The sequence below is a fragment of the Streptococcus mitis genome, from assembly GCA_001560895.1.
Classification (GTDB): Bacteria; Bacillota; Bacilli; order Lactobacillales; family Streptococcaceae; genus Streptococcus; species Streptococcus mitis_Q.
Genome location: CP014326.1, coordinates 2054924 through 2068777 on the forward strand (window position 1 = coordinate 2054924; position 13854 = coordinate 2068777).

The 13854-nt window shown below is 43.4% G+C and carries 9 protein-coding genes; 1 reads left to right on the forward strand and 8 read right to left on the reverse strand.

Annotated features, from left to right (window positions below; translation table 11 throughout):
• Positions 1 to 49: 49 nt before the first annotated feature.
• From AXK38_09650 to AXK38_09685, 8 genes are all read right to left on the reverse strand, one after another.
• Positions 50 to 736, reverse strand: coding sequence for a CAAX protease (locus AXK38_09650; protein ID AMH89496.1), 687 nt, complete (start codon positions 734 to 736; stop codon positions 50 to 52).
• 235 nt (positions 737 to 971) lie between these two features.
• Positions 972 to 2453, reverse strand: coding sequence for a sugar ABC transporter substrate-binding protein (locus AXK38_09655; protein ID AMH89497.1), 1482 nt, complete (start codon positions 2451 to 2453; stop codon positions 972 to 974).
• 104 nt (positions 2454 to 2557) lie between these two features.
• Complete coding sequence (locus tag AXK38_09660; protein ID AMH89498.1) at positions 2558 to 3481, reverse strand: sugar ABC transporter permease; 924 nt, start codon at positions 3479 to 3481, stop codon at positions 2558 to 2560.
• Positions 3482 to 3494: 13 nt separating this feature from the next.
• A complete protein-coding gene (locus tag AXK38_09665; GenBank protein AMH89499.1) occupies positions 3495 to 4424 on the reverse strand; it encodes a sugar ABC transporter permease in 930 nt (309 codons plus the stop codon).
• Between the two features lie 207 nt (positions 4425 to 4631).
• Positions 4632 to 6512: an N-acetyl-beta-D-glucosaminidase gene (locus tag AXK38_09670; GenBank protein ID AMH89500.1), complete on the reverse strand. Its 1881-nt coding sequence runs from the start codon at positions 6510 to 6512 to the stop codon at positions 4632 to 4634.
• Positions 6506 to 7375 (reverse strand): sugar kinase, encoded by an 870-nt coding sequence (locus AXK38_09675; GenBank protein ID AMH89683.1) that lies wholly within the window; start codon positions 7373 to 7375, stop codon positions 6506 to 6508. Before AXK38_09675 ends, AXK38_09670 begins: the two co-directional genes overlap by 7 nt.
• A gap of 83 nt (positions 7376 to 7458) precedes the next feature.
• A complete protein-coding gene (locus tag AXK38_09680) occupies positions 7459 to 10104 on the reverse strand; it encodes an alpha-mannosidase (GenBank protein ID AMH89501.1) in 2646 nt (881 codons plus the stop codon).
• A gap of 98 nt (positions 10105 to 10202) precedes the next feature.
• A complete protein-coding gene (locus AXK38_09685; protein AMH89502.1) occupies positions 10203 to 11483 on the reverse strand; it encodes a glycosyl hydrolase in 1281 nt (426 codons plus the stop codon).
• Between the two features lie 170 nt (positions 11484 to 11653).
• Between AXK38_09685 and AXK38_09690 the strand changes: the two genes are divergently transcribed.
• The gene (locus AXK38_09690; GenBank protein AMH89503.1) at positions 11654 to 13750 is read left to right on the forward strand and encodes an alpha-mannosidase; all 2097 of its coding nucleotides are present in this window, start codon (positions 11654 to 11656) and stop codon (positions 13748 to 13750) included.
• Positions 13751 to 13854: the final 104 nt, after the last annotated feature.

The window sequence follows — 13854 nt, forward strand, 5'->3', positions numbered from 1 at the left end:
TCACTTAATAAATTGAAAAACGATCATTCCTAACGCTCGTGCCAGTATTTTACCACACCCTATGTAAAAAAGTCAGCAAAAATGGTAATGTCGCGAAAATATTATTAATCACATGCACCGCATAGGAAGGATAAATGCTCTTGGTATAGCGGGTCAAACTAGCAAAGATGATGCCAGATGTTGCAAAGACGAAGATATCTAACAAACTAGGCAGGCTTGAAAAATGAGGAAGAGCAAATAAAATTGACGGAAGAAGCAAATCAAGGCCAAATCTCGAATGCTTAAAAAAGGCGTGTTGCAGCAATCCTCTATAGATTAGCTCTTCCATAAGTGGAGTCAGAAAGAACAAAGTTATATAGATACCTAGCTCAGCAAAGTTGGTCCCACTATAACCGATCAATACAGCCCAACCTTCAGCAGTTGACTGAACATGTTTAGCTGTCTGAACGTTAAAAGAAATCTGGAGCACTACCACTAATACTGTCAAAATCGAATACCAAAGCCATTTTTTTCTTGGAATGTGAAAGAGATAACCATGACCTGTCTTAACCAGAATCCAAATCATGACTCCGCTAAATAGCAAACTCAAGAGATTTTGAATCCAGACGAAATTGCCAATCTGGGAAGAAAATTGCCAATAATTTTGAACAATAAGCGTCAGCTGAGAAAGACCAAATACAAAAAATAGATAAGACAAGACTGCACTTATTTTGAAGAGAAGCTGATACTTTTTCATGTGATCCTCCTTTGTAAACCCGGAACATCCCTAATATAAACCATATTTCCCCAAATTCTTACTCTAAATCTTAAATAGTGCTTAAGATTTCCTGAATGGTTAAAATAAGGGAAATGAGGAAACAGGAATATCTATGTCTTTATTTCAAAAAATCACTGCCTTCCCCAAATAAACCTGAGGAAAACAGTGATTCAGTTTTTAGGAATTAGGAATGAATACACGAAATCAATTGATCTTATGATTTTTTGTTTTTCAAGAATTCATCGTATTGTTTTTGCATTTCGTTCAATACTTTATCGTAGGCACCTTCAGATTTCAATTTTTCCATTAATTCTGGAATAGCTTTATCTGGGTCTACAGTACCAGTGTTGATAGCTGTATCGAATTGTTGCATTGTGTTAGAGATAGCTGAGATTTCAGATTTCACATTGTCAGTGTTAAAGATGAATCCAAGCGCTGGAGATTCTTTAGCTTCTGCCAATTGTTTCTTAGAATCTGCAATTTGTTGATCTGTAACGTTTTCGTTGATGTAAAGGATCCAGTTGTTACCAGTGTTCCATCCACCCATGTGAGTGTTTCCTTTGTAGCCATCAAGGACACGAACACGGTTTTCTTTACCTTCAATTTTTTCCCAGTTCTTGCCTTCTGGACCATATACAAGACCATTCAAGAGTTCTGGGTTAGTGTTCAATAGGTTCAACACTTCCATTGATTTTTCTTTGTTCTTAGAGTTGTTTGAGATAACAAAGTTAGCAACTTGTGTTGTTTGGTTTTTCTTGATGAAGTTAGTGATTGGTTTGATTTGGATATCTTTGTTCGCAACACGTGAAAGCAAGCTATTACCGTAGTCAGCTGGTCCTACTGTTTCTTCACGAACGAACCAAGTATCTTGTTGAAGGTCAAATGAAGTATCGCTTGTTGCTACGTCTTTTGGAATGTATCCAGCTTCATAGAATTTGTGAAGAGTCTTCAAGTGTTCTTTGAAACGAGGTACTTCGTAACGGTTTACAATCTTAGTAGTGTCTCCTTCAAGGTCGATAACGAAAGGAAGTCCATTTGGAACTGGGTAGTCAAAGTTATCAGATGGGATGAAGTTCTTAGTAACCGCAAATGGCACTACATCTGGAGCTTTTTCTTTGATTTGTTTCAAGACTGGTTCAAGTGTTTCATATGAAGTGACACCTGAAATATCGATACCGTATTTAGCAAGAAGCGTTCCGTTGAAGGCGAAGTTTTGAGATGATGCAACGTTGGCTGCAACTGGAACTGCGTAAATTTTACCGTTAATGCTGTTACCTTTGATGTAAGCTGGGTCAAGTGCTTTGTAAAGTTCTGCCCCTTCTTTCTTATACAAGTCAGTCAAGTCAGCATAGGCACCTTTTTGAGCATTTACAACATAGTTAGATGCAAAGGCGATATCGTAGTTTTCACCAGATGATGTGATAACTGACATTTTCTTATCATAGTCACCCCATCCAAGATATTGGATATCCAATTTAGCACCAACTTTTTCACCGATGATTTTGTTGGCATTTTCTAGCAATTCATCCAAGTTATCTGGTTTGTCACCGATTTGGTACATTTTGATAACAGTCTTATCACCTGAAGCTGAGTCAGCAGCTTTCTTGTTACCTGAAAGGTTTCCACAAGCAGCGAGACCAGCAGCCAAAGCGACTACGCTAGCAGATGCAAAAGCATATTTTTTCCAGTTTTTCATGACAAAAACTCCTTTTTTTTATTTTTAAACTTATAAACAATGTAATGATCTTAACTTCACGCAAGGGAAGTTTGGAAATGAGAAATGATTTTTCTCAACAAGCACTATTCTTTCACACCACCGATAGTCAAACCTTTTACAAAGTAGCGTTGGAAGAATGGATACAAAATCGCGATTGGAAGTGTTGCAACCACAACCATGGCCATACGTCCTGTTTCTTTTGGAAGAGCAACTCCCAGTTGACCAGACAGGCCGACTGCTTTGGCGATGTAGTCCATATTTTGTTGGATTTGCATGAGCAAATATTGCAATGGATACAAGTTGTCACTCTTGATATAAAGAAGGGCGTTGAACCAGTCATTCCAGAAACCAAGAGCTGTCAAGAGCGTGATGGTTGCGATACCTGGTAGTGACAATGGCAAACAGATTTGGAAGAAGATCCGGGCCTCACTAGCACCATCGATACGAGCGGATTCTAGAATAGCTTCTGGAATGGTCTTCTTGAAGAAGGAACGCATCAAGATGATGTTAAATGGTGAGAGAAGCATTGGAACAATCAAGGCCCAAACTGTATCACCAAGTTGAAGTAAACGAGTCACCACGATATAGCCCGGTACCAAACCAGCGTTAAACAACATACTAAGAAGGGCAAAAATCGTAAAGAATCTGCGATACTTAAAGGTTGTCCGTGAAATAGCGTAGGCATAAGTTGTTGTGATAAAAACGTTTGTGATAGTTCCCACCACTGTTACAAAGACTGAGATGAAGAGGGCTTGTAGGATTTTATCCTTAAACTGTGCCAAAAATTCAAAACCATCTAATCCAAATTGGGATGGGAAGAAGCTATATCCATTTTGGAGGATGCTCTTTTCATCTGTCACCGAAATAACAATAACGAATACGAAGGGTAGGATACAAGAGAGGGCGATCAAACCAGAAATGGTACTGAAGAAGATATCTGCTTTCTTACTGAAGGAGTGAATGCCGACATTATCAATTTTTTCTTTTTTAATTTTCTTTTCTGCCATATTCTCCTCCTTTCTAGAACAAGGCTGAGTTTGAATCAACTCGTCTTGCAAGTAAGTTTGATAGGATAACCAAAAGCAAACCGACTACTGATTGGTAGAGACCTGCCGCTGAAGCCATCCCGATATCCGCTGTCTGAGTCAAACCGTTATAAACATATACGTCCAAGACGTTGGTTACGTTATAAAGCTGACCAGCATTGTGGGGGATTTGATAGAAGAGACCAAAGTCTGCCCGGAAGATATTTCCGACTGCCAGGATGGTCAATACGGTTACCAATGGTGTCAACTGCGGAATGGTTACATTGCGAATTCGTTGCCATTTGCTGGCTCCATCCACTGTCGCTGCTTCGTAGTAGGTTGGATCAATTCCCATGATTGTCGCATAGTACATGACACTGCTATATCCAAAACCTTTCCAAATACCTAGGAAAAGTAGGAGATATGGCCAGATACCTAAGTCAGCGTAGAAATTGATTTCCTTCATTCCGATAGACTCTAGGAAATGGTTGAACACCCCTTTATCAATGTTTAGGAAGGCATCTGTAAAGAAACTGATGATAACCCAAGACAAGAAGTAAGGGAACAACATAGAAGTTTGGAAAATCTTCACCATTCTCTTAGAACGAAGTTCACTGAGGATAATGGCAATCCCTACTGATACAATCAAACCGATAAAGATAAAGCCGAGATTGTAGAGGACAGTATTTCGTGTGATAATAAAGGCGTCTTTTGAACTAAATAAGAATCTGAAATTATCGAGTCCGACCCATTTACTATTCATGATACTATCTATGAAACCATTACTGGTCATGTGGTAGTCTTTGAAGGCAACCACGTTCCCAAATACTGGAATGTAGAAGAATAGAATTAACCAGAGCGCCCCTGGCAAAACCATCAAGAGAAAGATCCAGTTATCTCTCAAGGTTTTTGAAAACTTATTCATAATTTCCTCCCTTTTTTATTTTGATACCCATCTAAAAATTCCTTTTTAGACTTTTGATAACGATTACATTATTAGTATACTCCTATTTGAAGGTTAGGTTAAACTACTAATTATAGAAAAAACTCCACAAATTATTTTATGTGGAGTACTTTTGAAGAAAGGAATGTTTCACGAGAAACACTCTGCATAAGCCACAGTATTCTTGTTCTAAGTCGTGTAAATCGTTGAGGCTGTCGCGATGGTATGCCACTGGTTGGCTGTTGTAGCTGCGAAATCCTTATCTGCGTAGAAGTCAGTAAATGGCAGGATTTCCACTTCTAACTCGTCAATACGGTCAAGCTGACCTGCCAGATAAGCCTCAATACGACTTTCTGCTCGCTTGATGCGTTGCAAGAGTCCGCCCATACGGATGTCAACTGTATCCAAGCCAAAGACCTTGTTTTCTTTCAGCCATTGGTGGCTAAAGAGAGCATGGAAGTGTTCGATTTGGCTTCTGAGTTCTGGTAATTCTTGTCTTGCGATTTCTTGCAGATTGTCCTTATCATCCGTTTGGTAAGCCTGACGAATGCGTCGTCCCACATCGACTTTGCTACTTAAAATATGGTTCAACTGGGCCTGAGTTTCAAAAAGATAGGCATAGTTTCCAGCTTTTTCTTTAATGTCAGCAAGCGTCTCAGAAGCTTGAGCGAAGTGGGGTTTATCCTGTTCAGGTGTCATGTGTCGGTCAAGGATCGGACAAAGAACATCCTGATAAAAGACATAGCGGTTGGGATTGATACCGCTGAGATTGCCTGGTAGATCTGGCAAGAGGTTAGCTAGATCAATCTGCATGAAATCCTCAACCGAAAGACCTGTATTGGTCTTGAAGTGAGCTGACAAACGGTCTAGATCATTGCGATAGCTGAGTTCTGCCCAGATTTGCAAACTTGGTAGGACAGAGAATTGGGCTGTTTCCCCACCATTATCCCCCCAACCCGTCACGATGACTTCTTTGATATCATTGACACGGCAGGCTTTATTGGCCTCGATAGCCACTAGACGGCTGAAATGGTTATTGGGTGTGAAACCAATCCACTTCCAAGCACCTCCTGCAAAGGCAAGGTCATGGCTAATCTTGTGATGGTTGCGGAAGTTGCGGTTATATTTTTCCTCGCTATCCTGGTAGTAATCCCAGTAAACCAAGGTTACACGATCTTTGAGACGGTCTAAGTAAACACGAGTTTCCTCTGGAATTTCAACATCACGGTCGTACTGGCCATCTGCCGACATGAGTTTGAAGAACATATCGCTCCACATCTGGCAGTGGAATCCATATTTGTCTGCAATATCCAGCACACGCTCCAAGTGTTGGCACATGAGGAGACTACGATCCACAACACCGTTCAGAATCAAGTAGCGTCCCAAACCAACCAAGTGGGCTTCGTCCATCCCGATATTGACCTTGCGAGTTTGCAGTTTAGACAGAGTCGCAAACATGCCATCAATCAGGTCATAAACCTTTTCTTCGCCGATAAGGAGGATATCCTCCACATCACGGAGCTCCTGCACTTCCTTGACACCCCATTTAACGAAGGCCGACAAGTGGGCCAAGGTCTGGATGCAAGGCACAAAGGTCATGTCAAACTGTTGGGCATAGGCTTCGATTTCCTGCAACTCCTCAGCCGAATAAGCCCCGCGGAAATAGCCAAAGTAAGGTTGTCCTTCAATCTGGTAGGTGTCTTCCATATAGAGCTCAAAGGTTGAGTAACCCATGAGAGCCAAGACCTCAATCATCTGCTTGGCAGAAGCCACATTCAGCACCGCATTTCGTGAACAGTCAGCCATATAGGCTAAATCTTCATAAGCCGCCTGTTCCTCAATCTCTACTTTGTTACCTTCTACTAGAGCTACTGCCAACAAGGACAAGGAGCGATAGAGTTGATGAGGTTTACGGTAGGTCAATTGATAATGACCACCCTCACCCTTGATAGAGATAGAAGCTTGGTCAGACTGAGCGACTGCAACTTCCACATCTGGCAGGGAAATGTGATTTTTTAATACTTCAATAGCTTGCGCCTGTTTGGGACTAAGTCCTGTAAATCTTACCATTGATTTTCCTCCTGTAGCCAGTTGACAAGGGCACCGTAGAGATTGGCATCTGCATGATAAGTACAGGCTTGGATAACGGGTGCAACCGTGTATTCTTCGTAAGTTTCTACAAAATCATCGACAGCTTTTTTGACCCCTTGGATGAAGTCTGGATTTTGACTTATAGAGCCTCCCAGACTAATGACATCTGGATCAATAAGATATTGGATATTGAGCAAGCCTTGAGCCAGATTGCGGTTCATGCGCTCAATGGCTTCTTGACAAAGGGCATTTCCTGCTTCGGCCTCTTGGTAAATCTTGCGACCGTCCCAGTCAGTCTGACCAGATTTTTCAATCACGTATCGCACCATATTTCCAGTTGACGCTAGTTGCGACCAGTTGTTGAGTTTTTCAGCAGGGGCAAGGGTTGTCATGTAGCCAAATTCTCCACCTAGGCCGTGGCGACCTCGGTGAAGTCTACCATTAATAATCATGGCTCCACCAATCCCTGTCCCAATCACGACACAGGCTGCATTTTCAAGCTCTGGATGAGCTAGCAATTCACTGAGCCCAACGCAGTTGGCATCATTCTCTAGATGGACAGGCAGCTGATGATGGGCAAGGGCTTCATACCAAGAAAAGCCGTGGATGTAGGGCACCGCACTGAAGCCATCAATCACACCTGTTTCTTGATTGACCGCACCTGGAACGCTCATAGCAATCCCGCTATAATCCTGCTCTGACAAGCGCTGGTCTAGCCAAGCTAATAAATCCTCCAAGCTTTCTGGCGTTGGAATGCTTGTCTTATCCAATATTTTCCCATCAGGAGTCAGACTAGCAAACTTAATACCAGTCCCTCCGATATCAATCGTTGCAATGGTCATTGTTTTTACCATAAAAAGGGGCGAATCAGTAGTTAGTTCTTACCTTTTCGCCCCTCCTTTCTCTTTATGTTTACTTTTTGAAATTAAATTTCTTCTTTTTTGATGAATTCTGTACGAATCTCTTGCGGTGCAATGAGGCCTCTATGAACTGGGTATGGTCGTTCAAGTAGGTCAAGGAAGAGATGTTGACTTTCCGGTACACGCACATTTTCACTACACATATTGTAGTAGCGAAGAACATAGCCTTCTTCATTTTCAGCTACCTTAAAGGCTGTCGGACAAATTTGCGGTACGCTGAGAACAGAATGACTCAAGAGGCTACCAGTCGCAGCCACGCTTCCTTCTTGTTTAGCAATCTGAAGGCTTGTAAATGGTGTCTGCAAGGCTTTAGCGCGACGATAGGCTGAAAAGCGTTCTTGGGCTTGGTGGCATTCAATCGCAAATTCGACTTCAAACTCACGCAAACATTGTGCTTCTGGTGTTGGGAAGTAGCCCCAGTCACCCAACTCACCTGATGCACGCAAAATAGTCACGGCAATGGTGTCGTCTCCAAGGATTTCGTATTCATTCAATCCCTTGTTAGATACAGTCACACCTTTTTCATCGTCATACAGGCTGACAAAGGCTTGTTGGTGTTGAGGATTTTCAGGATTTTCCCATGAAGCCGCTGGTTTGTTTGGTCGTGTCACCACTTCATAGATGCTTTCAGAATCATTGCTTGGACGCGTGTTATGAGTCTTGACCAAGAGACGGATACGGTGATCCTTGGCAGTGTTAGTAAAGCGAGTCTTGCAACGGATTTGTGGATTGTCAACAAAGACAGTCAACTCAGTTTCAAGAGGAATGTTTGTCAACTCTTCTGACCGTCCAGCTTCACGCTTCATAAACTCGATGATGCCTTTTTGCTCTTCTTCTAGCTTCTCATCCGCGCTGACAGGCACGATCAATTCATGTTTGAGCAAGATTTTAGCGTAGCGAGCTGTGTTTTCCAAGACCTCGTAGCCCTTAAGCTCTGCATAGATTGGCTCTGTTCCTTTTGGTTGGAAATAGATATACTCGTTTCCGATGTCACCACGATCTTCGAAGCGGATAAAATCTTCATAGGCTTCGTGAGTTGTCTTGTCATAAACTGTGATATTGTCATCCACACTCACCGTTACAAATGGTGTATCAATCACTCCGTTTTGGTAAATGCCTTCACGGTATTCTTGTTCTCCTTCCAACAATTGGAAAGTGGTCCAAGAAAGCGGTGCTAGGTGAACTGGAATAGTCACGCGCACTTGGCGAGCGATACGAGCTTGGCGGAACTTGTCTTTTGGTAAATCATACTCAAAATTAGCCCCAAGGTCTTCGATTTTAGCCTCTACAGGACGACCATCCAAGTCCTCCACACGGTAGCTTGGCAAGGTAAGAGTAGCCATCTTCTTGTAGCCTTCTGTTGGATGCAATTCCTTGAAATCACAAGTCGCCACATCAATCACTGTGCTGACAGTATCAACCTTATCATGCAAGCCTGTGTTAATGACAGTAAAGAGATAGTCACTTTGAGCCTTAGCTGTAGCTACTTTGCTCTTCCACTCATTCAGAAGATTGCTCTTCACAAAGTTTCCAACTTGGTTAACCTTGGCAAAACGAGTTTCCATCTCACGGTGAACTTCGTCCACGCTACAGCCACAGATGCTATCATGCGGCGCATTTTGCAAAAGAGTTTTCCAAGCATAGGTCAACTGGTCCTTGTGGTTATAGCCCCCAGTGATAATAGTCAGTGGTTCTACAACTTGCTCTAGGAGGTTGCTATTTTCTTGGAAGGCTTGTTTGAGGTAAATGCGGGATGAAGAAGTGTTGGCAAGTGTGTACCAACCATCTGTTTCCTGACTGGTCAACTCACCTGTAACCGTTGATAACTGCTCTGGTAGAGCACTTTCCACGGCTTGAACATATTCATCAAAAGAACTATGAACAAAGGTCACATCCGGGAAGAGTTCATTTGCCACACGAATGGCTTCACTCAAATTTTTCTGGACAGGCTGATGGTCACAGCCGTTCATCATCAACCATTGGTTGGTCGAAGCATAGTCACGCACGTCTGCCAGTTTTTGTTTCCAAAAGGTCAAGGCCTCGTCTTTATCAACTGGAATTTCATTCCCATTACTGTACCAGTTGGCAAAGAGAATCCCGAGGACACGACTTCCGTCCGCACCCTGCCAGTACATTTCTGAAAACTGGGAAGTAAACTGCTCATCTTCGAGAACTTGGTTGTCAAATCCAATCGGCTTCACACCACGACCAAAGGCTGCCACGTGAATGCCTGATTTTTGAAGAATTTGAGGCGCTTGTCCCATATTTCCAAAGGTATCTGGGAAGTAACCAATCTGAGTAGATTTGCCCCATTTTGCAGCCTCCTGCTGACCGATAAGAGTGTTGCGGACATTGGCTTCACTTGAAATCAAGTAGTCATCTTGCAAGATGTAAAAAGGACCAATTTTAAGTTTGCCTTCGTCGATGTATCGTTGGACTTTGTCGCGATTTTCAGGGCGAATCTCCAAGTAGTCATCAAGGACAATAGTTTGTCCATCCAAGTGGAAGCTCTTGAACTCAGGGTCATTTTCAAAGAGATCAAAGAGATTGTCAAATAATTCCACCAACTGCATACGGTGGCTTTCAAAAGGCAAGTACCACTCACGGTCCCAGTGACTATGTGAGATAATATGTACGACAACATTTTCCATGAAGTAAAACCTCATTCTAAATTTAAATTTTTATTGTTAACGTTTTAAATGTAAATTTGTGATTCTTTCCAAAAATCAGTTGCGCTAAAGCGTGTTCCTTAGCGGATATCCAAGTAATCCAAGACCAATTCACAGAACATCATGTTAGCCCAAGAGAACCATTCACGAGAGTAGAGAGTTGGGTCGTCCACGTGGAAGCTTTCATGCATGACACCTGTGCCCCCATCGCAAGCAACCAGCTGATCCAGCAAGAATTTCTTCTCTGCCTTATCTCTTGTTGTCAATCCTTGGATAGATAGGGCAATGGGCCAGATATAGCGATAGAAGGTATGAGAACTTCCGAGACCACTAGCGTATTCTCCTTGGTAGAAGTATGGATTTTCCGGGCTCAGAATGGTACGACGAGTGGCTTGATACACTTCGTCTTCAATCTCGCAGTAGCCCAGATAAGGCGCCGCCAACAAACTTGGTACGTTTGGATCATCCATAATACTAGCATTTCCTAGGCCATCCACTTCAAATGCATAAATCTTTTCGCCCTTGCTGTTGGTGGTGTAGGCGTAGTTTTCGATTCCTTCTTGGATTTCAGACTGGAGACACTTAGCATCAGCAATAATACTCTCGCTATCAGCTAGGTCTAGTTCGGCAAAGATTTCTTGCACGTAACCCAAGACTACTACGGCAAACATATTGGACGGAATCAAGTAGCTATACTGGCAACAATCATCACTTGGACGGAAGGCTGACCAAGTCATACCAGTCACTGCAAAATCAGGTCCAAAGCCATCATTTACTAAGGTGTCTTCCTTGCGGTCCGTATCCCGAACAAAACGATAAGGAGAGTTCTTGTGGTCTTGTTCTACCGTCCACAGATGGAGAATTTCCTTAGTCGCTGCGACAAAAGTCTCATCAAACTGACTAGTCTCACCAGTCTCTTTCCAGAGGAGATAAGCCAACTGCAACGGATAGCAAAGCGAGTCCACCTCGTACTTGCGTTCCCAAATCCAGCCGTTAAGGTCTGTGTGGTCAGTCTCATGGTGCCCCTTCCAGTTTTCCTCAATATTGAAGGAATTGGCATAAGGATCCTTGAGCACCAAGGTCATCTGACGTTTGACCAAACCTGCAATGGTCTGACGCAAGAGAGGATCTCTTTTAGCCACATGTAGGTAGGGTCTGAGTTGGGCTGTCGAATCCCGAAGCCACATAGCAGGAATATCCCCAGTCAAGACAAAAGTTGAACCATCTTCTAGGATTTCAACCGTATTGTCCAAGGTGTCGGTGTAGCAACGCTCGAAAACATCCACCCACTCTGGATGGTCCTTAGCCCGCTCTGCTACTTCATCTAGCCACTCTCTAACAATTTCTTTTGAATAAATCATCGTGCACTTTCCTCTTTCAAACAAGTTTCATTTTCAGTATATAGCTTTTGAGGCAGAAAATACATACACAAATGATAGTCATTTTTCTACAAAATAGTTATCTTTAAAACTCCTTTTCTAAAGGCCCTCTTTTTCTGATATAATGTAGAAAAACAGCTAAAGGAAAGACTATGAAACCACTACTTGAAACCATCGATACCCGCTTTGGAACTGCTAGCAAGCATGCCTTCTCTCGGGGAAATACCCTGCCCTACACAGGCGTACCTTTCGGGATGAATTATTTTGTGCCCCAAACCAGTGACCAGGAGGGCTCTTGGTTTTTCGATCCGCATCTGCCCATCTTTCAGGGGATTCGATTAACCCACCAGCCCAGTCCTTGGATTGGGGACTACTCTTGGCTCCTCCTGACACCCGTCACAGGTCAACTAGGTGGAGACAGCCTCTTCCACCGCCAGTCTTCCTATGATAGGGATAAGGCCTCTTTCCAACCTCATTATTTGAAGATTTTCTCCCTGCGCTATCAGATTGAAACCCAGCTCACACCGACTTGCTACGGTGCTTCTATTCGTTTGGAGCAAAAGCAAGACAAAGCCCTCTCCCTCTATCTTCACACAGCAGATGAACTGACCGTGGAGCAAGTAGATAAGCGGACTCTTGCCCTGCGACAAGAAGGTAAAACTGAGACCAATAAAAATCCGCTAATAATGTTCACTGCCCTGCAAATGAACACGGATATTCTTGCTGTCAGCCAAGAAGACGGAGACTGGCGAATTGACTTAGCAAGTAGCCATGCTGAGATTCAGCTAGCGACTTCTTTCATCTCGCCTTCTCAAGCACTGCTTAATCTACCTCAAAAGGACTTTGATAGCTGTAAATCAAGTGCCCAAGCCGACTGGGAAAATCTCCTCCATCGTTTTGACGTTATCGATACAGGAGAGACTGACCGAACCTTCTTTGACCACTGCCTTTACAGACTCTTCCTCTTCCCACAGACTTTTTATGAGGTTAATAAATCAGGGCAAGCCATCCACATGGATCTGGCAACTGGTACTGTCAAACCCGGTGTACTCTTTAGCAACAATGGCTTCTGGGATACCTTCCGCACCACCTTCCCCCTCTTTGCCCTTATCATACCAGAGCATTATCGTCTCCTTTTAGAAGGTTTTCTCAATAGCTACCGCGATACTGGTTTCCTTCCAAAATGGCTAGCTCCAGATGAACGTGGCATGATGCCTGGTACCCTTTTAGACGGTATTATCGCAGATAGCGCCTGCAAGGACATGGCTCCTGACTTGGAAGAAGAACTCCTTCAAGCCATGCTTGAAACAGCCACCAAGTCCGACCCTCTTGGCATCAATGGTCGCCACGGACTAGCCCAATACCAAGAACTAGGCTACCTCTCTACCGACCACCACGAAAGCGTCAGCCATACCCTAGACTATGCCTATAGTGATTTTTGCATCGCCAGCTGTGCCGAAAAACTTGGTCAGAATGACATCGCGGAAACCTATAGGACTGCTTCACAAAATTACCGCCATCTATTTGATGCTGAAACAGGTTACATGCGAGCGCGTGATGCTCAAGGCAACTTCCGTCCTGACTTCTCTCCCTATAGCTGGGGACGTGATTATGCCGAATGCTCTGCCATCCAAGCAACTTTAGGCGTCCTCCACGATATCCCAGGCTCGATCCAGCTTATGGGTGGAAAAGAAGCCTTTAGCAACTATCTTTTGAAAATCTGTCAGGATGCTCCCCTCTTTGAGACGACTGGCTATGGTTACGAGATTCATGAAATGAGCGAGATGGCTACTGCTCCTTTTGGACAAATAGGCATTTCCAACCAGCCGAGCTTCCACATTCCTTATCTCTTCCGCTACAGCAATTACCCTGACTACACTGCCCTTCTCATCAAGACCTTGCGTCAGAAAGCCTTTCACCCAAGCTGGCAAGCCTATCCTGGCGATGAGGATAACGGCAGTCTCTCGGCCTGGTACATCTGGTCAGCTCTCGGATTTTATCCGACCTGTCCAGGAAAACCAAGCTATGACCTCGGAATCCCTATCTTTGACCACCTCCGTATCTACCTAGCTAAAGAAGGTAAATGGTTGAATATCCATGCCGAGCAAAACCACAGCCACTTCAACTTTGTAAAAGAATGCCGACTGGATAAGGTGCCAATATCTAGCATTCAACATCAAGACCTTTTAAAAGCTGAACAGCTAACCTTCACCCTTAGCTGGTTACCAAGTCAGCTGTCCACTTCCTGAAATGCAAAAATCTCCTAGCAGGCTTTCCTGCTAGGAGATTTTCTTGTGAGAGGTACTTGTTTAAGCTTTAAAAATCGGATTTATCATCTGATAAGTATCAAACA